20 protein-coding genes are annotated in these 19,763 nt (G+C 69.6%); 15 read left to right on the forward strand and 5 right to left on the reverse strand.

Annotated features, from left to right (window positions below):
* The first annotated feature begins 44 nt into the window (after positions 1-44).
* On the forward strand, positions 45-239 hold the full coding sequence (locus BST14_RS06785) for a DUF3046 domain-containing protein (protein WP_066860781.1): 195 nt from the start codon (positions 45-47) through the stop codon (positions 237-239).
* A 25-nt stretch (positions 240-264) separates the two neighbouring features.
* Here the strand turns inward: BST14_RS06785 and BST14_RS06790 are convergent, their stop codons facing one another.
* Together BST14_RS06790 and BST14_RS06795 are read right to left on the reverse strand one after the other, a co-directional pair.
* Complete coding sequence (locus tag BST14_RS06790) at positions 265-891, reverse strand: flavodoxin family protein (RefSeq protein WP_083063894.1); 627 nt, start codon at positions 889-891, stop codon at positions 265-267.
* Between the two features lie 55 nt (positions 892-946).
* Positions 947-1,606 carry a (2Fe-2S)-binding protein gene (locus BST14_RS06795; RefSeq protein WP_083063809.1) on the reverse strand — a complete coding sequence of 220 codons (660 nt, stop codon included), beginning with the start codon at positions 1,604-1,606 and terminating at the stop codon, positions 947-949.
* Between the two features lie 240 nt (positions 1,607-1,846).
* Here BST14_RS06795 and recA point away from each other — a divergent pair, with 240 nt between their 5' ends.
* From recA to BST14_RS06815, 4 genes are read left to right on the forward strand one after another with little or no spacing between them, the layout of a single operon-like run.
* Entirely contained in the window at positions 1,847-2,887 is a 1,041-nt protein-coding gene (gene recA, locus BST14_RS06800) for a recombinase RecA (RefSeq protein WP_083063810.1), read from the forward strand.
* On the forward strand, positions 2,853-3,374 hold the full coding sequence (gene recX / locus BST14_RS06805) for a recombination regulator RecX (protein ID WP_083063811.1): 522 nt from the start codon (positions 2,853-2,855) through the stop codon (positions 3,372-3,374). The genes recA and recX overlap by 35 nt, the downstream gene beginning before the upstream one ends.
* Before the next feature lie 59 nt (positions 3,375-3,433).
* Positions 3,434-4,930, forward strand: a complete 1,497-nt coding sequence (gene miaB / locus BST14_RS06810) for a tRNA (N6-isopentenyl adenosine(37)-C2)-methylthiotransferase MiaB (protein WP_211280669.1) — start codon at positions 3,434-3,436, stop codon at positions 4,928-4,930.
* Positions 4,927-5,541: an Rv2732c family membrane protein gene (locus tag BST14_RS06815; RefSeq protein WP_083063812.1), complete on the forward strand. Its 615-nt coding sequence runs from the start codon at positions 4,927-4,929 to the stop codon at positions 5,539-5,541. The genes miaB and BST14_RS06815 overlap by 4 nt, the downstream gene beginning before the upstream one ends.
* A 6-nt stretch (positions 5,542-5,547) precedes the next feature.
* On the opposite strand, the gene BST14_RS06820 is transcribed toward BST14_RS06815, so the two are convergent.
* Positions 5,548-6,876 carry a DUF349 domain-containing protein gene (locus BST14_RS06820; RefSeq protein WP_083063896.1) on the reverse strand — a complete coding sequence of 443 codons (1,329 nt, stop codon included), beginning with the start codon at positions 6,874-6,876 and terminating at the stop codon, positions 5,548-5,550.
* 581 nt (positions 6,877-7,457) lie between these two features.
* On the opposite strand from BST14_RS06820, the gene BST14_RS06825 reads away from it, so the two are divergent.
* The 7 genes from BST14_RS06825 to BST14_RS06855 all read left to right on the forward strand — a co-directional run bounded on the left by BST14_RS06825 (position 7,458) and on the right by BST14_RS06855 (position 16,437).
* The gene (locus BST14_RS06825) at positions 7,458-8,435 is read left to right on the forward strand and encodes a DMT family transporter (RefSeq protein WP_083063813.1); all 978 of its coding nucleotides are present in this window, start codon (positions 7,458-7,460) and stop codon (positions 8,433-8,435) included.
* Between the two features lie 73 nt (positions 8,436-8,508).
* Entirely contained in the window at positions 8,509-9,201 is a 693-nt protein-coding gene (locus BST14_RS06830; protein WP_083063814.1) for a class III extradiol ring-cleavage dioxygenase family protein, read from the forward strand.
* 5 nt (positions 9,202-9,206) lie between these two features.
* On the forward strand, positions 9,207-10,166 hold the full coding sequence (miaA, locus tag BST14_RS06835) for a tRNA (adenosine(37)-N6)-dimethylallyltransferase MiaA (protein WP_083063897.1): 960 nt from the start codon (positions 9,207-9,209) through the stop codon (positions 10,164-10,166).
* Between the two features lie 4 nt (positions 10,167-10,170).
* Positions 10,171-11,043, forward strand: coding sequence for a diaminopimelate epimerase (gene dapF / locus BST14_RS06840; RefSeq protein ID WP_083063815.1), 873 nt, complete (start codon positions 10,171-10,173; stop codon positions 11,041-11,043).
* A gap of 46 nt (positions 11,044-11,089) precedes the next feature.
* Positions 11,090-12,529: a GTPase HflX gene (gene hflX, locus BST14_RS06845; RefSeq protein ID WP_083063819.1), complete on the forward strand. Its 1,440-nt coding sequence runs from the start codon at positions 11,090-11,092 to the stop codon at positions 12,527-12,529.
* Between the two features lie 140 nt (positions 12,530-12,669).
* Complete coding sequence (locus tag BST14_RS06850; RefSeq protein WP_083063821.1) at positions 12,670-13,830, forward strand: acyl-CoA dehydrogenase family protein; 1,161 nt, start codon at positions 12,670-12,672, stop codon at positions 13,828-13,830.
* A 405-nt stretch (positions 13,831-14,235) separates the two neighbouring features.
* A complete protein-coding gene (locus BST14_RS06855; RefSeq protein ID WP_083063823.1) occupies positions 14,236-16,437 on the forward strand; it encodes an LGFP repeat-containing protein in 2,202 nt (733 codons plus the stop codon).
* A gap of 11 nt (positions 16,438-16,448) precedes the next feature.
* Here BST14_RS06855 and lexA read toward each other — a convergent pair whose 3' ends face one another.
* A complete protein-coding gene (gene lexA / locus BST14_RS06860) occupies positions 16,449-17,147 on the reverse strand; it encodes a transcriptional repressor LexA (protein WP_083063829.1) in 699 nt (232 codons plus the stop codon).
* Positions 17,148-17,438: 291 nt separating this feature from the next.
* Between lexA and BST14_RS06865 the strand changes: the two genes are divergently transcribed.
* From BST14_RS06865 to BST14_RS06875, 3 genes are all read left to right on the forward strand, one after another.
* Positions 17,439-17,933, forward strand: a complete 495-nt coding sequence (locus tag BST14_RS06865) for a LysM peptidoglycan-binding domain-containing protein (RefSeq protein ID WP_083063830.1) — start codon at positions 17,439-17,441, stop codon at positions 17,931-17,933.
* A 98-nt stretch (positions 17,934-18,031) separates the two neighbouring features.
* Positions 18,032-18,496, forward strand: a complete 465-nt coding sequence (gene nrdR / locus BST14_RS06870) for a transcriptional regulator NrdR (RefSeq protein WP_083063831.1) — start codon at positions 18,032-18,034, stop codon at positions 18,494-18,496.
* Positions 18,497-18,550: 54 nt separating this feature from the next.
* On the forward strand, positions 18,551-19,036 hold the full coding sequence (locus BST14_RS06875; protein ID WP_083063832.1) for a peroxynitrite isomerase: 486 nt from the start codon (positions 18,551-18,553) through the stop codon (positions 19,034-19,036).
* A gap of 23 nt (positions 19,037-19,059) precedes the next feature.
* Here BST14_RS06875 and BST14_RS06880 read toward each other — a convergent pair whose 3' ends face one another.
* The gene (locus tag BST14_RS06880; RefSeq protein ID WP_083063838.1) at positions 19,060-19,746 is read right to left on the reverse strand and encodes a PhzF family phenazine biosynthesis protein; all 687 of its coding nucleotides are present in this window, start codon (positions 19,744-19,746) and stop codon (positions 19,060-19,062) included.
* Positions 19,747-19,763: the final 17 nt, after the last annotated feature.

The raw sequence follows: 19,763 nt of genomic DNA on the forward strand, positions 1-19,763 counted from the left end.
ACGCTCAGGTGTCCGATCCGCGCGGGCTGGGTATGTTGGCTGGCGTGCGGCTAACGGAGTTTCACGAACGGGTGGTGCTGCGCTTCGGCACCACGTACGGGTCCTCGGTCCTGGTGGATCACGTGCTGAGCGGCTTCGGCGGGCGCACGGCCGCCCAGGCCATCGAGGCGGGCATCGAGCCGCGCGACGTGTGGCGGGCGCTGTGCGTCGACTTCGACGTGCCCCGGGAACAGTGGTGATCGCCGCGGCTTATTCCGGCCCGGGTTATGCGTACGCCGGGTACCCGTTCTGCCGCAGCACGGTGGCGAGGTGCACGGCGTTGCGCGCCGCATTCGCGGTGGCCGACGCGACCGCCTCCGGAACGTCGTCGAGGTCGGTGTAGTCAGTGCCCTGCATGGCCTCGCCGTTCCAGTAGGTGCAGCCCTGCGCGGCGATCGAGAACCCGATGTCGTTGAGGGACTGAAACAAGTCGGCCACGATCTTGTGCGCCCCGTCCTCGTTGCCCACCACCGCGGCCAGCGCCACCTTGCCCACCATCGCCGGTCGCCCCGCGGCGTCGGTGTCGGACAGCTCGGCATCGAGGCGCTCCAGGACGCGCTGGGCGACGCTGGACATGTGGCCGACCCAGGTGGGTGTCGAGACGATGACGATGTCCGCCGCTTTGATCTTGTCCAACAGCGCCGGCCACTCATCGCCGGGCCCCATGTCCGCCTCGACCCCGGGCAGCAGCGCCAGGTCGACGCAGCGCACCTTCTCACCCTCGACGCCCGCACCGCGCAGCTGATCGAGCACCTGGTCGGCGATCAGTTCGCTGCTCGACGGCGCCGGGCTCTTCTTCAACGAGCAGACCAACGCGATGGCGCGCAGGGACGGTGTTGCGGCTGAGGACATGGTGGCCAGATACCCCGGCCGGGCAACGACAAACGACACCGGCGTCCGATCGGCACTATCCCGGTGCGCGGTGCAGCACGCAATCGCCGCACAGCGAACCCCCGGGCAGCCGATAGAAGAGGCAGCAGCTGCGGCGCCGGAAGCCCAGCGGCGGGGCGGTGATGACACCGGATCCGGCCAGCACGCCGGTGCCCAGCAGCGACTCGGTCATACCGGCGATCGCGGGGCGCAGGTCGGGCCGCGCCGCCACCAGGGCCCGCGCGGCGCCCACCAGCGCGGAGGCGACGTTGCCCGCGAGCAGGGCGGGCGCCAGGTTGACCCGCAGGCCGGCGGCCAGCGGTTGCAGGTGCTCTTCGACGACGGCCCGGTACAGCGTGTCCGTCGAATCGACCGGTTTCCCGACGGGCCCGGGCAGGCGTAGCCGGGCGTCGTCGTCGGCGCGTTGCAGGTCGTCGAGGTCCGGGATGACGCCGTGGCCGACCGCGCAGGCGAGCACTGGTGACCACAGCCGGGTGGCGTGGCCGAGGTGAACCAGCGACGCTGCGATCCGCAGGTCCGTCGTGTGGTAGCGGCGGGCGGTGGCGTCGACCAGGTCGGCGCAGCCGTCGGCGTAGGAACGCGCGGCCGGATGCCATCCCGCCGCGTCACCACCCACGGTTAGAGCGAAAAAGCCTCCGTAGGAAGCCGCTTCGGCCAATTGGCCAGAGATGTCCATAGATTCGTGACCGCTTGTCGCCGGAGATCCGCCCCGAAAGGCCCGTCGGCCGTTCGATCGCCGTTCGAGCGCCGATGTTGCCACACGTGCCGGTGCGCAGCGGCGTGTCAAACTTGAATCGAACACCTGTTCGGCTAGTGTGGTGAGCGTTCGGCCAGTCAACTTGTCGGTGGCCTTCTCTAGTGTCACCGCCAACCGACCGATACCGGTCAGACGAACACCGACTATAGGAGAGGCATCATGGCGCAAGCCCCCGACCGCGAGAAGGCTCTCGAACTGGCGATGGCCCAGATCGAAAAGAGCTACGGCAAAGGCTCGGTGATGCGTCTCGGCGACGAGACGCGTCAGCCGATTTCGATCATCCCCACCGGATCCATCGCACTGGACGTGGCCCTGGGCATCGGCGGGCTGCCCCGCGGCCGGGTCGTGGAGATCTACGGCCCGGAATCCTCGGGTAAGACCACCGTCGCCCTGCACGCGGTGGCCAACGCCCAGGCCGCCGGCGGCGTCGCCGCCTTCATCGACGCCGAGCACGCGCTGGACCCGGAGTACGCCAAGAAGCTCGGCGTGGACACCGATTCCCTGCTGGTCAGCCAGCCCGACACGGGGGAGCAGGCCCTCGAGATCGCCGACATGCTGATCCGCTCCGGCGCGCTGGACATCCTGGTCATCGACTCGGTGGCCGCGCTGGTGCCGCGCGCCGAGCTCGAAGGCGAGATGGGCGACAGCCACGTCGGGCTGCAGGCCCGGCTGATGAGCCAGGCGCTGCGGAAAATGACTGGCGCGCTGAACAATTCGGGTACCACCGCGATCTTCATCAACCAGCTGCGCGAGAAGATCGGGGTGATGTTCGGCAGCCCCGAAACCACCACGGGTGGAAAGGCTTTGAAGTTCTATGCGTCGGTGCGCATGGACGTACGCCGGATCGAGACGCTCAAGGACGGCACCAGCGCGGTCGGTAACCGCACCCGGGTCAAGATCGTCAAGAACAAGGTGGCGCCGCCCTTCAAGCAGGCCGAGTTCGACATCCTCTACGGCCAGGGGATCAGCCGGGAAGGCTCGCTGATCGACATGGGCGTGGAGCAGGGCTTCATCCGCAAGTCCGGTTCCTGGTTCACCTATGAGGGTGAGCAGCTCGGCCAGGGCAAGGAAAACGCCCGCACCTTCTTGATGGAGAACGACGAAGTCGCCAACGAGATCGAGAAGAAGATCAAGGAAAAGCTCGGCATTGGCGCGGTCGTGACCGATGACGACGTCCTGCCCGCCCCCGTCGACTTCTGAGCCCTCCCGCGAGGAGCAGGCGCGAGCGCTGTGCCTGCGCCTGCTCACCGCGAGAGCGCGCACCCGCGCCGAGCTGTACGGCCGGCTGGCCAGGCGCGGCTATCCCGACGACGTCAGTGAGCGGGTGCTCGACCGGCTGGCCTCCGTCGGTCTGATCGACGACGCCGACTTCGCCCAGCAGTGGGTGCAGTCCCGCCGGACACACGCCGGAAAAAGCAAGCGTGCCTTGGCCGCCGAACTGCACACCAAGGGTGTCGACGACGACGTGATCACCGCGGCGCTCGCCGGGATCGACTCCGGCGCCGAGCGGGACCGGGCGGAACAACTGGTCCGGTCCAAGCTGCGCCGGGAAACGCTGAACGACGACGATGCGCGGGTGACCCGACGGCTGGTGGGGATGCTGGCGCGCCGTGGCTACAGCCAGAACATGGCGTGCGAGGTCGTCTTCGCCGAGCTGGCCGCCGAGCGGGAGCGGCGCCGGGTCTAACCCTGACGTGCGGTTTCTCGCGCGCCGACCGGTCGCCGTACCATGGCCCCGTGACTTCGATGGTGCACGAGACCGTTGCGGCGGACGCCGCACCGGCGCGCACTTACCAAGTCCGAACCTATGGCTGCCAGATGAACGTCCACGACTCGGAGCGGCTGGCCGGCCTGCTGGAAGCGGCCGGATACCGGCGGGCGGCCGAGGGTGCCGACGCCGACGTGGTCGTGTTCAACACCTGCGCCGTCCGGGAGAACGCCGACAACAAGCTGTACGGCAACCTCAGCCATCTGGCGCCGCGCAAGCGCGGCAATCCCGAGATGCAGATCGCCGTCGGCGGCTGCCTGGCCCAGAAGGACCGCGACGCGTTGCTGCGCAAGGCGCCCTGGGTCGACGTCATCTTCGGCACACACAACATCGGATCGCTGCCCACCCTGCTGGAGCGGGCCCGGCACAACAAGGTCGCCCAGGTGGAAATCGCCGAGGCGCTGCAGGAGTTCCCGTCGTCACTGCCCAGCGCGCGCGAATCCGCCTATGCCGCCTGGGTTTCCATTTCGGTAGGGTGCAACAACGGCTGCACGTTCTGCATCGTCCCGTCGCTGCGGGGCAAGGAGGTCGACCGCAGCCCGGACGACATCCTGGCCGAAGTACGGTCGCTGGTGGCCGACGGCGTGCTCGAGGTCACGCTGCTGGGCCAGAACGTCAACGCCTACGGAGTGTCCTTCGCCGACCCGGCGCTGCCCCGCGACCGCGGCGCCTTCGCCCGGCTGCTGCGGGCCTGCGGCGAGATCGACGGGCTGGAGCGGGTGCGGTTCACCTCGCCGCATCCGGCCGAATTCACCGACGACGTCATCGAGGCCATGGCTCAGACGCCGAACGTCTGCCCCGCCCTGCACATGCCGCTGCAGTCCGGGTCCGACCGGGTGCTGCGCGCGATGCGGCGCTCGTACCGCGCCGAGCGCTACCTCGGCATCATCGACCGGGTCCGGGCCGCTATGCCGCACGCCGCCATCACCACCGACCTGATCGTCGGGTTCCCCGGTGAGACCGAGGCGGACTTCGCCGCCACGCTGGACGTGGTGCGGGCGGCCCGGTTCTCGGCCGCGTTCACCTTCCAGTACTCCAAGCGGCCCGGCACCCCGGCCGCTGAACTCGACGGGCAAATCCCGAAAGCCGTTGTGCAGGAACGCTATGACCGGCTGATCGAGCTGCAGGAGGCGATCTCGCTGGAGGGCAACCAGGCGTTGATCGGCCAGACCGTCGAATTGTTGGTCGCCACCGGCGAAGGGCGCAAGGACAGTCGCACCGCCCGCATGAGCGGGCGGGCCCGCGATGGCCGGCTGGTGCACTTCGCCGTCGACACACCGGGCGACATCCGGCCCGGCGACATCGTCACCACGGTGATCACCGGGGCGGCACCCCACCACCTCATCGCCGACGCGGGCGTCGTCACGCATCGCCGCACCCGCGCGGGTGATGCGCAGGCCGCCGGGCAGCGCCCGCGCGGCATCGGCCTCGGCATGCCGGCCGTCGGGCCGCCCGAACCCCTTGGATGTGCATGATGAAAGACGAGACGAACAACGAAGACCTACAGCTCGGCGCCCTGCGCACCGAGATCGAGGCCGCCGAACGCCGGGTGGCCCGCGGAATCGACCCGGGTCCGCGGGCCTTTTTCGTGTCGATCCTGGTGTTCGTGCTGCTGGCGTCGTTTGTCCTGCCGCACACCGGCGACGTGCGCGGCTGGGACGTTCTGTTCGGTAGCCACCACGCCGGTGCCGCGGCCGTGGCCCTGCCGTCGCGGGTCTTCGCCTGGCTGGCGCTGGTGTTCGGGGTGGGCTTTTCGATGCTGGCGCTGGTGACACGGCGCTGGGCGCTGGCCTGGGTCGCGTTGGCGGGGACGGCCATCGCGGGCGCCGTGGGCATGCTGGCGATCTGGTCGCGTCAGACCGTGGCCGTGGGTCACCCGGGGCCGGGCTGGGGCTTGATCGTCGCCTGGCTGACCGTGCTCGTGCTCACCTACCACTGGGCCCGGGTGGTCTGGTCGCGCACCATCGTGCAGCTGGCCGCCGAGCAGCAGCGCCGCCGCCTTGCGGCGGCCCAGCAGTCGACCTCGCTGCTGGACGGTCTGGACAACCCGGCCACCGACGACCCCGGAACGACCCAGGGCGCCTGACTTCCGCTAGGGCTTACGGGTGAGGGCCTCGACGGCCGCCTGCGCCCATTGCCGCCACTGCTCGGCGTTGGCCCGGGCCTCGTCGGCTTCCTTTGTCCGGCCCGCCGCGGCCGCCTTTCGGGCCTGTTGTTCGTATTGCTCGGCACGGGCCTGGAATTGCTCGGCGCGGGCCTGGGCCTGCGGATCGGACCAGCCCATGTCGCCGGCGTCGCGCACCTTCTTCTCGACCGCGCGCAGCCGCCGCTCCAACTCGGCGGACCGCTCGCGCGGGACCTTACCGATCGCATCCCATTTCTCGGTGATCGCGCGCAGCGCCGCCCGGGCGGCGTCGTGGTTGCTGATGTCCAGCTTCTCCGCCTCGGCCAGCAGCGCCTCCTTGGCGGTCGCGTTGGCCCGGAACTCCGCGTCCTTTTCCGCCGTCACCGCGTTGCGGGCGGTGAAGAACACGTCCTGGGCGGCCTTGAAACGCCGCCACAGGGCGTCGTCGACCTCCCGGTTCGCCCGCCCGGCCGCCTTCCACTCGGTGAGCAGCTTGCGAAATTCCGCGCTGGTCGCGCTCCAGTCGGTCGAGTCGGATAGCTCCTCGGCCCGCTCGCACAGGCGTTCCTTGGCCTGGCGGATCCCCGAACGCTCCCGGTCCAGTTCGGCGAAATGCGAGCCCCGCCGCCGATTGAAGGCCTCACGCGCCGCGGAGTAGCGCTTCCACAATGCGTCGTCGACCTTGCGGTCCACGCCCGTGATCGTCTTCCACTCGTCGAGGATCGCGCGCAACCGGTCGCCGGCGGCCTTCCACTGCGTCGAGTTGACGGCCAGCTCCTCGGCCTCAGCCGCCAGCGCCTCCTTGCGGGCGGTCTGCGTGGCCCGATGTTCCTCACGCCGGGAGCGCTCCGCGGCGACCGTCGCCTCGGCCAGCTCGGCGATGGTGGCCAACCGGGCCGCCAGGGCGTCGATGTCCCCCAGCACGGCCGCCGTCGGCAGCGTCTCGGCCAGCTCGGCCGCGTGCGCTTTGATTTTGCGTGCGTCACCGCTTCCCGACGCCAGGCGCTCCTCCATGAGGGTGACCTCGGTGGCCAGGTCATCGAAGCGGCGGCCGAAGTGGGCGAACGCCGCCTCCCGATCGCCGGCCTGCCAGGAGCCGACGACGCGCTCGCCGGCGGCGCTGATCAGCCACACCGTGCCGTCGCCATCCACGCGCCCGAACTGGTGCGGGTCGCTGGGCGGCGGCATCACCAGCGGGTGTGCGGTGGTGGGTCGCGGTGTCGGGCGGGGTCCGGGGCGCGGTCCCGGACGGGGAACTGGCCGAGCTGAGTCGTCGCGAGGCTCGTTAGACGTCATGCGCTCGTCACTACCTTTCGCAACCTTCCGCGCGGTCCCCATGTCCCGCGCACCTGCCGCGCGTAGCGGCACCGTTTCCCGCAGCTGCCGGATGCCCGAGGTGGGTTCGCCCAACAGCCGCTTAACGATATTCAAGCAGCTTGCTCTGTCCCATGCCGCCACCTTGACATTCCTGATCGGGCCGCCGCCAGGCGCGGCGCCGACGCGGGCTGGATGCTCGAGTGGCGGTGGTGGGAGACGGGACCGCCGCCCGGCCGCGCGCACAGCCGCTCGACCAGCGTGGCCGCCGGCTCGCCGGGCGAGCGGGGCGAAAGTTGTGACACAAACCACCGCGCGGGGCCCGAAACCGCTGGCAGCGGAGGGACTCGGTCAGGCGCTCGCAGCTACCTGTGTACTCCTCTTAGAGTTATCCCACGAGTTGCATAGATTGCTGAAGTATTAGTTGAACGGTTACCTGCGGCGCAGTTAGCAACGTGTGGAACGTCATAAATTTGTAGTTGAACTGAACGCGAATTGTGCGTGTATTCGCCTGCGCCTCGGGGAAAGCTGGGTCGAACGGTCTAGGGGCGAAGGGGTCGAAAATGTCGAAGGTTGATGTCGCGGCGTTGCTCGCGTTGTGCGCGGCGCTGGCATCCGCGGTCGGCGACGTGATCCGTCAGCGCTCCGCGCACGAGATCACCGACAAGCCGGTCGGCCACCTGGAATTGTTCCGCATGTCGCTGCGGGACACCCGCTGGTGGCTGGGCGGACTGGCCGCGATCACCAACTACAGCCTGCAGGCCGCCGCGCTGGCCTGGGGCTCGGTGGTTTTGGTGACCGCCCTGCAGGTGACCGCGCTGCTGTTCGCGCTGCCCATTTACGCGCGGCTCGCCCGACACCGGGTGCAGCCGCGGGAGTGGATGTGGGCGCTCATCCTGGCCGCCGCGCTGGCGGTGGTCATCATCGTCGGCGACCCCGCGGCCGGGCACCAGCGCGGGCTGCTGCGGACCTGGCTGATCGTGGCCGTGGTGATGATCCCGCTGCTGGTGGCCTGCGTGGTGGCGGCGCGGCGCTGGTCGGGCAACCCGTTCTCCGCGGTGCTGCTCGCGGTGGTGGCGGGCTCGTCGCTGGCGCTGTTCGCGGTGCTGACCAAGGGCGTCGTCGAGATGTCCGAAAACGGCCCGATGGCCGTGCTGACGTCGCCGGAATTCGTGCCCTGGCTGCTGGTGGCGCTGTGCGGAATGATCTTCCAGCAATCGGCGTTCCGGGCCGGCGCGCTGACCGCGTCGTTGCCGACGATGACGGTGGCCAAGCCGGTGGTCGCCGGCCTGCTCGGCGTGCTGGTGCTGGGCGAGACGCTGAACGCCCACGGGTCCAAGGCGTTCGTGCTGGTGGGCGCGGTCGCCGTCGTCATCGGCGCCACGATCGCCCTGGCCCGCGGTGAGGCCGCCAGCATCGGTCGATCGGATTCCCGCGGGGACGGCGCCCCGCGAAAAGCGCCGGCCGCGAAGGCGTCAGCCGAAGACGACTTCGGCCCCTTCAGTGATCGCCTGGTGGTGGCCGACACCTCCGGGTGGTGACCTCCGGGGCTCGGTCTGCCGCCGCAGCCGAACTCGTGCCCGGTCGTCGGCGCGGCCACGTTAGTTTGGTGGCGTGCTCAGCGCGATCGCGATCGTCCCGTCGGCGCCCGTCCTCGTGCCCGAATTGGCCGGAGCGGCCGCCGCCGAGGTGGCCGACCTGGTCGCCGCGACGCTCGCCGCGGCGGCGCTGTTGCCCGACCGCTGGGTGGTGATCGGGACCGGCCCGAACGACGTCGATTTCGGTCCCGGCACCGTGGGCACGTTCGCCGGTTTCGGCGTCGACGTGCCCGTTCAGTTGTCTCCGAAGCCCGACGACACCGCGACGCCGGTGTCGCTTCCCGTGTGCGCGTTGCTGGGGGCCTGGGTGCGTGGTCAGGCGCAGCCGCAGGCCAGCGCCGTAGTCCGGGTGTACCGCGCCGACCACGACGACGCCACTGCGCGCAAGCTCGGCACCCGCATGCGCGCACAGATCGACCGCTCACCCGAGCCGGTCGGGGTGCTGGTGGTGGCCGACGGCGCGAACACGCTGACACCGCGCGCACCCGGCGGATACGACCCCGGCAACGCCCCCGCGCAGGAGGCCCTGGACGACGCGCTGGCCAGCGGCGACGTCACCGCGCTGGGCCGGCTGCCGGACCAGATCCTGGGACGGGTCGCGTTTCAGGTGCTGGCCGGCCTGGCCGGGCCCGGGCCCCGATCGGCCAAGGAGCTGTACCGCGGAGCGCCCTACGGGGTGGGCTACTTCGCCGGCGCCTGGCAGTGGTGACGGCCGTGCGCCCCCTGGCGATCATCGGCCCCACCGGCACCGGCAAGTCGCAGCTCGCCCTCGAATTCGCCGAACGGGTCGAGCGGCTCGGTGTGAGCGCAGAGATCGTCAACGCCGACGCCATGCAGCTCTATCGCGGCATGGACATCGGCACCGCGAAGCTGCCCGTCGAGGCCCGCCGCGGCATCCCGCATCACCAGCTCGACGTCCTCGACGTCACCGAGACCGCGACCGTCGCCCGCTATCAGGGCGCCGCCGCGGCCGACGTCGAAGCTATCGCGGCCCGGGGCGCGCTGCCGGTCATCGTGGGCGGCTCGATGCTCTACGTCCAGTCGCTGCTCGACGACTGGTCGTTCCCCGCCACCGATCCGGCGGTGCGCGCCCGCTGGGAGCAGCGGCTGGCCGAGGTGGGGGTGGGCGAGCTGCACGCCGAGCTGGCCCGCCGCGATCCCGCCGCGGCCGCATCGATCCTGCCCTCCGACGCCCGGCGCACCGTGCGCGCCCTGGAGGTGATCGAGCTGACCGGTCAGCCGTTCGCCGCCTCCGCGCCGCAGATCGGCGCGCCGCGCTGGGACACCGCCATCGTCGGGTTGGACTGCGACACAACGATTCTCGACGACCGGCTGGCGCGGCGCACCGACGCGATGTTCGACCAGGGTCTGGTCGGCGAGGTGATCGCCCTGCTGGAGCGGGGCTTGCGCGACGGGGTCACCGCGTCGCGCGCGCTGGGCTACGCGCAGGTGCTCGCCGCCCTGGACGCGGGCGGTCCGGCGGGACCCGACCCGGACCGGCTGCGGGAGGCGCGCGAGCAGACCTTCGTCGGCACCCGGCGCTACGTGCGGCGCCAGCGATCCTGGTTCCGCCGGGACCACCGGGTGCGGTGGCTCGACGTGGGCGCGGCGACCCCGCAGCAGCGCGCCGCGGTGGTCGACGCCGCCATGCGGGCCTGGCGCCACGTATCCTGAGCAGGTGAAATTCACCAAGGGCCACGGCACCCAGAACGACTTCGTCGTGCTGCCGGACCCGCAGGCCCGGGTGAGCCTGACCGGGCAGCGGGTGGCCGCGCTGTGCGACCGGCGCCGCGGCCTGGGCGCCGACGGCGTGCTGCGGGTCACCACCGCCGGCGCGGCGCTGGCGGCCGGCGTGCTCGACCGGGTGCCCGACGGTGTGGCCGCCGGCGACTGGTACATGGACTACCGCAACGCCGACGGATCCATCGCCCAGATGTGCGGCAACGGCGTGCGGGTCTTCGCGCACTACCTGCGCGCCAGCGGCATGGAATCCCGCGACGAATTCGTGGTCGGCTCGCTGGCCGGTCCGCGGCCGGTCGTCGTGCATCGCGCCGATGCGACCACCGCCGACGTCAGCGTCGACATGGGCAAGGCCAACACGCTGGGCAGCGGCGACGCTGTCGTGGGCGGCCGGCGGTTCTCCGGCCTGGCGGTCGACGTCGGCAATCCGCACCTTGCCTGCGTCGACCCGGATTTGACCCCCGAGGCGTTGGCGGCCCTGGACGTGGCCGCGCCGGTGAGCTTCGACGCCGCCCAGTTCCCGGACGGGGTGAACGTCGAGATCGTCACCGCACCCGCCGACGGGGCGGTGCACATGCGCGTGCACGAGCGGGGGGTCGGCGAGACGCGCTCGTGCGGCACCGGAACGGTTGCGGCCGCCGTCGCCGCGCTGGCCGGTGCCGGTGCGGCCACTGGCACCCTGACCGTGCGGGTGCCCGGGGGCGAGGTCGTCGTCACCGTCACCGACGCCACCAGCTTCCTGCGCGGACCGTCGGTGCTGGTGGCCCAAGGAGAACTCAGCGAGGAATGGTGGCGCGAACAGCGGCGTTAAATCACATGCGCGAAACCTTTTTCGCGTGCATCATCTTGTATTGCCTATGACACATCCCGAATTTCGCGATCACTCTCCGGGCGCACCGGAGCCCAGCACGGGCGAACTCGCCCTCGAAGATCGGTCGGCGCTGCGCCGCGTCGCCGGCCTGTCCACCGAACTCACCGACATCTCCGAGGTCGAGTACCGCCAGCTTCGGCTCGAGCGGGTCGTCCTGGTGGGCGTGTGGACCGACGGCACCGCCGCCGACAGCGAGGCCAGCATGGCCGAGCTCGCCGCCCTGGCCGAGACCGCCGGATCCCAGGTGCTCGAAGGGCTGATCCAGCGCCGCGACAAGCCCGACCCGTCGACCTACATCGGCTCCGGCAAGGCCGCCGAGCTCCGCGAAGTGGTGCTGGCGACCGGCGCCGACACCGTCATCTGCGACGGTGAGCTGTCCCCGGCGCAGCTGACCGCCCTGGAAAAGGCCGTGAAGGTCAAGGTCATCGACCGCACCGCGCTGATCCTCGACATCTTCGCCCAGCACGCCACCAGCCGGGAGGGCAAGGCGCAGGTCACGCTGGCCCAGATGGAATACATGCTGCCGCGGTTGCGCGGCTGGGGCGAGTCGATGTCGCGGCAGGCCGGTGGCCGCGCCGGCGGCAGCGGGGGAGGCGTGGGCCTGCGCGGTCCGGGTGAAACCAAGATCGAGACCGACCGGCGGCGCATCCGCGAGCGGATGGCCAAGCTGCGCCGCGAGATCAAAGACATGAAGCAGGTCCGCGACACCCAGCGCAGCCGGCGGGTGCGCAGCGACCTGCCGTCCATCGCCATCGTCGGCTACACCAACGCCGGCAAGTCGAGCCTGCTCAACGCGCTGACCGGGGCCGGGGTGCTGGTACAGGACGCTTTGTTCGCCACGCTGGAGCCCCTCACCCGCCGCTCCGAATTCGATGACGGGCGGCCGTTCGTGCTCACCGACACCGTCGGCTTCGTCCGGCACCTGCCCACCCAATTGGTCGAGGCGTTCCGCTCCACGCTGGAAGAGGTCGTCGACGCCGACCTGCTGGTGCACGTCGTCGACGGCTCCGACGTCAACCCCCTGGCGCAGATCAACGCCGTGCGCCAGGTGGTCTCCGACGTCGTCGCCGACTACGGGGCCGACCACGACGGCGCCGCGCCGCAGGAGCTGGTGGTGGTGAACAAGGTCGACGCCGCAAGCGATTTGGCGCTGGCCAAGCTGCGCCACGCCCTGCCCGACGCGATGTTCGTCTCCGCGCGAACCGGCGACGGGATCGACGCCCTGCGCCGCCGCATCGCCGAGCTCGCCGTTCCCGCCGACACCGCCGTGGACGTGGTGATCCCCTACCACCGGGGCGACCTGGTGGCCCGCCTGCACGCTGATGGGCGCGTCCAGCAGGAGGAACACGACGCCACCGGCACCCGGATCAGGGCGCGGGTCCCGGTCGCCCTGGCCGGCCGGCTGCGCGAGTTCTCGGCCGACTGAGCGGCGATTGCCCCGGTGACCGGGCGATTTGCGGCGCGCAGATCCCAGACGCCGACTCCGGGCGACCCCCGCCAGCTGCCGACCAACCGTCCGGTTGGTATATGTTGGGCTGCAGAAATTCCAGTCGCCGGAGGTCTTCCATGAGCAGCGCCATCAAATACCAGCGCACTCTTTTCGAGTCAGAGCACGACCTGTTCCGTGAGTCCTACCGGGGCTTCCTCGAGCGCCACGTCGCGCCCTACCACGACGAGTGGGAGAAGGCGAAGATCGTCGACCGCGGCGTATGGCTCGAGGCCGGCAAGCAGGGCTTCCTCGGCATGGCGGTGCCCGAGGAGTACGGCGGCGGCGGCAACCCCGACTTCCGGTACAACACGATCATCACCGAGGAGACCACCGCGGGTCGCTACAGCGGCATCGGTTTCAGCCTGCACAACGACATCGTGGCGCCGTACCTGTTGGCCCTGGCCACCGAGGAGCAGAAGCAGCGCTGGCTGCCGAAATTCTGCACCGGAGAGCTGATTACGGCGATCGCCATGACCGAGCCGGGCACCGGCAGCGATCTGCAGGGCATCAAGACCCGCGCGGTCAAGCAGGGCGACCACTACGTGCTCAACGGGTCAAAGACGTTCATCACCAACGGAATCAACTCCGACCTGGTGATCGTGGTCGCGCAGACCGACCCGGAAAAGGGGGCGCAGGGCTTCTCGCTGCTCGCCGTCGAGCGTGGCATGGAGGGCTTCGAGCGCGGCCGGCACCTGGACAAGATCGGCTTGGATGCCCAGGACACGGCCGAGCTGTCGTTTACCGACGTGCATGTGCCGGTCGAAAACCTGCTGGGCCAGGAGGGCATGGGATTCATCTACCTGATGCAGAACCTGCCGCAGGAACGCATCTCGATCGCCATCATGGCGGCCGCGGCCATGGAGCAGGTGCTGGAACAGACCCTTGAATACACCAAGGAGCGCAAAGCATTTGGCAAGCCGATCGGCAGCTTCCAGAACAGCCGTTTCGTTCTCGCCGAGCTGGCGACGGAGGCGACCGTGGTCCGCATGATGGTCGACGAATTCGTCCGCCTGCACCTGGACCACAAACTGACCGCCGAACAGGCCGCGATGGCCAAGTGGTATTGCACCGAAAAGCAGGTGCACCTGATCGACCGCTGCCTGCAGCTGCACGGCGGCTACGGCTACATGCGCGAATACCCCATTGCCCGTGCCTATCTGGACGCGCGGGTGCAAACCATCTACGGCGGCACGACCGAGATCATGAAGGAGATCATCGGCCGCAGCCTCGGCGTATAGCGTTTCGTTTGCTCTGGTAATTTGCGCCGACAACGGGAAGCTTCGGCATCCGCGCACAACGTTCGTGGGCCGGCGGCCGGCCGCCGGCGCAAGTGTTTCGGTTGTTCCGGCCGCTTCCCGTGCGCCATGGCACGGCGCGAACGGCGGTCCGGCACGTCGCGATTGGGCCATGGGCACGCATCATTTGATATCGGTGGGGTATCCGTTTTTGTAAAATCTGTGATTTGACTTCGCATTTCTTGCTGGCTGGAGCAAAGTAATGCGAGCCCGGCGGTAAGGCTGATCGTGCGCGGGTCGGTTTTCCGCGCGAGCACGGCCCGCTCGCCGGTATGCAGGTAAGGGCATAGCCGCAGATAGATACGTATCCGCCGGCTGGGAGGCTTGGTGAAGGTGCAGAGAGGTCACATGCGCAAGCTGATCGGAAGTGCGTTGGTCAGCTTGACGACCACCGCACTGGCCGCCGTCCTGCTGACCCCCACCGCGGTAGCGAGTCCGATCGGCGACGCCGAAGCCGCGATCATGGCCGCTTGGGACAAGGCCGGCGGTGACACTTCGCCCCTGGGCGCCCGCAAGGGCGACGTGTATCCCGTCGGGGACGGCTTCGCCCTGGACTTCGACCGCGGCAAGATGTTTTTCACCCCGGCCACCGGAGCCAAGTTCGCCTATGGGCCCGTCCTGGACAAATACGAGCAGCTCGGCGGGCCGGCCGGCAGCGATCTGGGCTTTCCGACCATCAACGAAGTGCCCGGTCTGTCCGGGCCCGACAGCCGGGTGATCACCTTCTCGGCCGGCGACAAGCCGGTCATCTTCTGGACGCCCGAGCACGGCGCGTTCGTGGTGCGCGGCGCCCTCAACACCGCGTGGGACAAGCTGGGCAGTTCGGGCGGGGTTCTCGGTGTGCCGGTCGGCGACGAGACCCATAGCGGCGGCGAGGTGTCCTCCCAGAAATTCAGCGGCGGCCAGGTCTCGTGGAACCGGCAGACCAAGCAGTTCACCACCGAGCCCCCGGCGCTGGCCGACCAGTTGAAGGGCCTGCAGGTGGCGATCGATCCCACCGCGGCGATCAACACGGCGTGGCGCGCGGCCGGCGGACCCACCGGGCCGTTGGGCGCCAAACAGGGCGGCCAATATCCCGTCGGCGGTGACGGGATCGCCCAGGACTTCGCCGGCGGCAAAGTCTTCTTCACCCCGGCGACCGGAGCGAACGCCGTCGAGAGCGACATCCTGGCCAAATACGAGTCGCTGGGCGGCCCGGTCGGCAGCGACCTCGGTTTCCCCACCACCAACGAAACCGACGGCGGCATAGGGCCTTCCAGCAAGATCTGCACCTTCTCCGCCGCCGACAAGCCCGTCATCTTCTGGACGTCGGACCACGGCGCGTTCGTCATACGCGGCGCGATGAGGCCGGCGTGGGACAAGCTGCGCGCCCCCGCGGGCAAGCTGGGCGCGCCGGTGGCCGACCAGGCCGTGACCGGCGACGTGATTTCGCAGCAGTTCACCGGCGGCAAGATCTCGTGGAACCGGGCCACGAACACGTTCAGCACTGAACCCTCCAACCTGGCGCCCCTGCTGTCCGGCCTGCAGGTGTCGGGTCAGAACCAGCCGAGCAATTCGGCCATGCCGGCGCACGCCAAGAAGTTCACCTGGCACTGGTGGTGGTTGATGGCCGCCATTCCGGTGCTGGTGCTGCTCGCGCTGCTGGTCTGGGTGCTGTTCGTCTGGCGCCGACGCCGGCCCGAGCAAGCCGACGCCGCGGGTTATGCGCCCGACTACGGCCGGGACTTCGGCTACGACGCCGACCGGCCCTGGGGCCGCGACGATTCCGACCACGATGCCGAGTCGTTCACGCCGCTGAGCGCGCCGGCCGAAATGGCGCCGGACGCCGGGCGGGTCAGCTGGCAACGTCAGGCTCCGGCGATGAGCGAATACGCGTTCGAGCAGGAAGACCCCGACGCCGTCGACACCGACTCGATCCCCGTCGTGTCCGAGGAAATGCTGTCGGAGGCCGACTATCCCGCCGCCGAGGCCGACCACGGCGACTACGCCGACGAGGTCCCCGAACTCGCCGAGCCCGAGACCGCGGACGACGCCGCCTACGTCGACGCCGAGGCCCCCGACGCGGGTTACGCGCAGGAGACCTACCCGGACGACGAGCATCCCGACGTCGCGGTTCCCCGTACCCCGCCGGACACCGACGACGTGACGGGCGCTCTGGAGACCGCCGAGCCCGACGACGACCACCTCGACCTCGCCACGCCGGAGCCCGACGCCGACTCGGCGGACACCGCGGCGGGAGCCGACGCGGCAGACGCAGTGGTCGCCGGTGCGGTCGCGGCCGAGACGTCGGCGCGCAGCGGTCGGCACGCCGCCGCCGACGACGCCGAGGACGGCTCGGAAAATGGTTTGGCGGGCCCGGACGGCCGGCCCACGATCCACCTGCCGCTCGATGACCCGTACCAGGCGCCCGACGGATACCCGATCAAGGCCAGCGCCCGGTATGGGCTGTATTACACGCCGGACAGTGACCTGTATCAGGACACGCTCGCCGAACTCTGGTTGTCGAGCGAAGAAGTCGCGCTCGCCAACGGATTCACCCGGGCCGACTGACCCGGTGGGCGTTAGACCTTGCGGATGACCGTGACGACCTTGCCGAGCACGCTCGCGTCGTTGCCGGGGATGGGGTCGAACGTCGGGTTGTGCGGCATCAGCCACACCTGACCACCGGCGCGCTTGAACGTCTTGACGGTCGCTTCGCCATCGAGGAGCGCCGCGACGATGTCGCCGTTGTCGGCGACGTTCTGCTGACGCACCACCACCCAGTCGCCGTCGCAGATCGCGGCGTCGACCATCGAATCACCGACCACCTTGAGCAGGAAAAGCGTTCCCTCGCCGACCAATTCGCGAGGCAGCGGAAAGATATCCTCGACGGCCTCCTCGGCCAGGATCGGTCCGCCGGCCGCGATACGGCCGAGCACCGGCACAAACGTCGGTTCGGGCAGGGCATCCGAGCCGGCCACCTCGGTGGCGGGCACCGCCACGTCGTCGTCGGCCCCCCGGACATCGACCGCTCGCGGGCGGTTGGGGTCGCGCCGCAGGTATCCTTTGCGCTCCAGGGTGCGTAGCTGGTGCGCCACCGATGACGTCGACGTCAGGCCGACGGCGTCGCCGATCTCCCGGATGCTCGGCGGGTAGCCGCGGCTGGTGACCGAGGCGCGGATGACATTCAGAATGGTGCGCTGCCGCTCGGTCAGCGAGGAATCCACGGAGTGCAACCGACCTTCGGGGCCGGCCGAGGAAATGTCGTTGCTATCACCCATGGCACTGAATGTAGCCGCACCCCAACCAATAATCAAACATGTGTTCGAGTGGCGTGTCGCGCCGCCCGGCGCCGACGGGAAAAGGCTCACGGGCGGTGAATCACAAATGTGTAACTCTTCGAGATATCGGGTATTTGCGCCTCGTGACAGTGGTAGAGGCCGACGAACTTGTCGGTGGTGTGATCTAGCATTTGCTCGTGCGACACGCTTCGCTCAAATGTTCGGGTTTCGAACACACAAGCGACTAATGTCGAACACACGAGCGAGAGCTAGTTGACCGAAGGAACGAAGATGACAGTCATACACACGCCGGCGCCGCGTACCAGCAGTCTTCGGCGCCCGATCAACGGACCCGTCCAGGGCGCTCGGTATGGACGCGACGGGCTGGCCCGGTCCCGCAGGCCCGCGCCGGCGCGGCCCGCGGGTGTGCCGACGCGCTACCACGGCACCGGGGTGGCGATGTCGGTCACTCCGCACCGCAGGCGCGCCACCACCTGGGCGTCGACCATCGCACTGGCGTTGGCCGCTGGGTCGATCACGCTGTGGCTGGGTCTCGTCGCGAACGTCGGCCAAGTGCTCAATGGCGACTCCACCAACTCCGCGGCCCACGTTCCCGACCGGCTCGCCGTCGTCCGCGTCGACGCGGGGGAGTCGCTGCGGGACTTTGCGCACCGGGTGGCGCCCGACGCGCCGACCGCCCAGGTCGCCGACCGCATCCGCGAACTGAACGCGCTGCACTCGCCCAACCTGATGGCGGGCCAGACCCTCATCGCTCCGGTCGGCTGACAACCGTTGCGCGAAAACACCTCTGCTGGCCGCGCAGATCACCGCGCGGGTACGCTCAAAGTCCTGCGGTTGGTTGTCGGCACGGTGAAGGAGCGGTCATGCACTGTCCGTTCTGCCGCCATCCCGACTCCCGGGTGATCGACTCGCGCGAAACCGATGAAGGTCAGGCCATCCGGCGGCGCAGATCCTGTCCCGAGTGCGGACGACGTTTCACCACGGTGGAAACCGCGGTGCTGGCGGTGGTCAAGCGCAGCGGCGTCACCGAGCCGTTCAGCAGGGAGAAGGTGATCAGCGGTGTCCGCCGCGCCTGCCAGGGCCGCCAGGTCGATGACGACGCGCTGAATCTGCTGGCCCAGCAGGTCGAAGACACCGTGCGCGCCGCGGGTTCCCCCGAAGTCCCGAGTCACGAGGTAGGCCTGGCGATCCTCGGGCCGCTCCGCGACCTCGACGAGGTGGCCTACCTGCGGTTCGCCTCGGTGTATCGCTCGTTCGAGTCCGCCGACGATTTCGAACGCGAGATCCAGGCGCTACGCGATCACCGCGGAGTGGCCACACCGGGCTGACCGGACTCGCCGGGCCGTCCCGGCCCGCATCGTCACCCGGTTAGGCTCGGTTTCATGCCCCCTGACTTGCATCCCGACCTTGCGGCGCTGGCCCCGCTCCTGGGGACCTGGTCCGGCCAGGGCGCGGGAAAGTACCCAACGATCGCGCCGTTCGACTACCTCGAGGAAGTCGTGTTCGCCCACGTCGGTAAACCCTTTCTGGCCTACGGGCAGAAGACCAAGGCGGTGGCCGACGGCAACCCGCTGCACGCCGAAACCGGGTATCTCCGGGTGCCCCAACCGGGTCATGTCGAGCTGGTGCTGGCGCATCCCAGCGGCATCACCGAAATCGAAGTCGGCACCTACACGGTCACCGGTGACCTCATCGAAATGCAGATGGCCACCACCGCCGTCGGGTTGACCCCCAGCGCCAAAGAGGTGACGGCGCTTGGCCGTTCCTTCCGCATCGACGGCGACGAGCTGTCCTACACCGTGCAGATGGGCGCGGTCGGGCAACCACTGCAGGATCACCTCGCCGCGGTGCTGCACCGGCAAAGCTAGACCACCCGCGACGGACCGGGCCGTCAGTCCAGGTGCCGCACACCGTCATTGACGACCCGCCCGGCCACCCCGACCCAGCCCTCGGCGCTCCACGTCGTGTCGATGACGGAGCCCCCGCCCTGGGTGATCCGGAGGTCCTGGCTCAGGTAATCGGTGATGCGCATCGCGGCCGAGCCGGTGGCCTCGTCCTCGATCACACCGAGGTTGGCAGCGAACATCCGCACCCGCAGCGACCCGGTCACCGGGTCGGTCCAGGCCCACAGGTAATGGGCGGTGTCGTCGGGAAAGTCCGCCGGGTCGGCGGCGAGAACCTCGTCGGCCGAGGCGAGTTCGTGCAGGGCGAAGTCGGGCGCCCACTCGGCGCGGGCGTTGATGCGGGCGCGGTGTTCGTCGTAGCCCACCTGCACGATGCCCGCCGGTACCCGCAGCGTGTTGATGGGCGAACCGTTCTCGCGCAGCCACCACGTCGCGCCGACGGTCGGGTGGCCGGCGAACGGCAGTTCGGTGCGCGGCGTGTAGATGGTGGCGTGGGCGGTTGAGGAGCCGGCGGCCGGGAGGTCCACGAATACCGTCTCGCTGTAGCCCAATTGGGTCGCCAGCCGCTGCCGGTCGGCGGGGCGGACCCGGCGGGCGTCCACCACGCCCAGCGGATTACCGAAATGGCCGTCCGAATCGGTGAACACCCGCAATACCGTCACGTCGATCCCCATTGCCCGACTGTACGACG

Source organism: Mycobacterium arosiense ATCC BAA-1401 = DSM 45069, from assembly GCF_002086125.1.
Lineage (GTDB): Bacteria > Actinomycetota > Actinomycetes > Mycobacteriales > Mycobacteriaceae > Mycobacterium > Mycobacterium arosiense.

Coding starts and splice junctions, on each gene's coding strand:
- BST14_RS06825 (WP_083063813.1), top strand. CDS start 7,458: ATGTCGAAGGTTGATGTCGCGGCGTTGCTCGCGTTGTGCGCGGCGCTG.
- BST14_RS06880 (WP_083063838.1), bottom strand. CDS start 19,746: ATGGGGATCGACGTGACGGTATTGCGGGTGTTCACCGATTCGGACGGC.
- recA (WP_083063810.1), top strand. CDS start 1,847: ATGGCGCAAGCCCCCGACCGCGAGAAGGCTCTCGAACTGGCGATGGCC.
- BST14_RS06790 (WP_083063894.1), bottom strand. CDS start 891: ATGTCCTCAGCCGCAACACCGTCCCTGCGCGCCATCGCGTTGGTCTGC.
- BST14_RS06875 (WP_083063832.1), top strand. CDS start 18,551: ATGCCCCCTGACTTGCATCCCGACCTTGCGGCGCTGGCCCCGCTCCTG.
- BST14_RS06855 (WP_083063823.1), top strand. CDS start 14,236: ATGCGCAAGCTGATCGGAAGTGCGTTGGTCAGCTTGACGACCACCGCA.
- BST14_RS06865 (WP_083063830.1), top strand. CDS start 17,439: ATGACAGTCATACACACGCCGGCGCCGCGTACCAGCAGTCTTCGGCGC.
- BST14_RS06795 (WP_083063809.1), bottom strand. CDS start 1,606: ATGGACATCTCTGGCCAATTGGCCGAAGCGGCTTCCTACGGAGGCTTT.
- BST14_RS06815 (WP_083063812.1), top strand. CDS start 4,927: ATGATGAAAGACGAGACGAACAACGAAGACCTACAGCTCGGCGCCCTG.
- nrdR (WP_083063831.1), top strand. CDS start 18,032: ATGCACTGTCCGTTCTGCCGCCATCCCGACTCCCGGGTGATCGACTCG.
- recX (WP_083063811.1), top strand. CDS start 2,853: ATGACGACGTCCTGCCCGCCCCCGTCGACTTCTGAGCCCTCCCGCGAG.
- lexA (WP_083063829.1), bottom strand. CDS start 17,147: ATGGGTGATAGCAACGACATTTCCTCGGCCGGCCCCGAAGGTCGGTTG.
- miaB (WP_211280669.1), top strand. CDS start 3,434: ATGGTGCACGAGACCGTTGCGGCGGACGCCGCACCGGCGCGCACTTAC.
- hflX (WP_083063819.1), top strand. CDS start 11,090: ATGACACATCCCGAATTTCGCGATCACTCTCCGGGCGCACCGGAGCCC.
- BST14_RS06820 (WP_083063896.1), bottom strand. CDS start 6,876: ATGACGTCTAACGAGCCTCGCGACGACTCAGCTCGGCCAGTTCCCCGT.
- BST14_RS06850 (WP_083063821.1), top strand. CDS start 12,670: ATGAGCAGCGCCATCAAATACCAGCGCACTCTTTTCGAGTCAGAGCAC.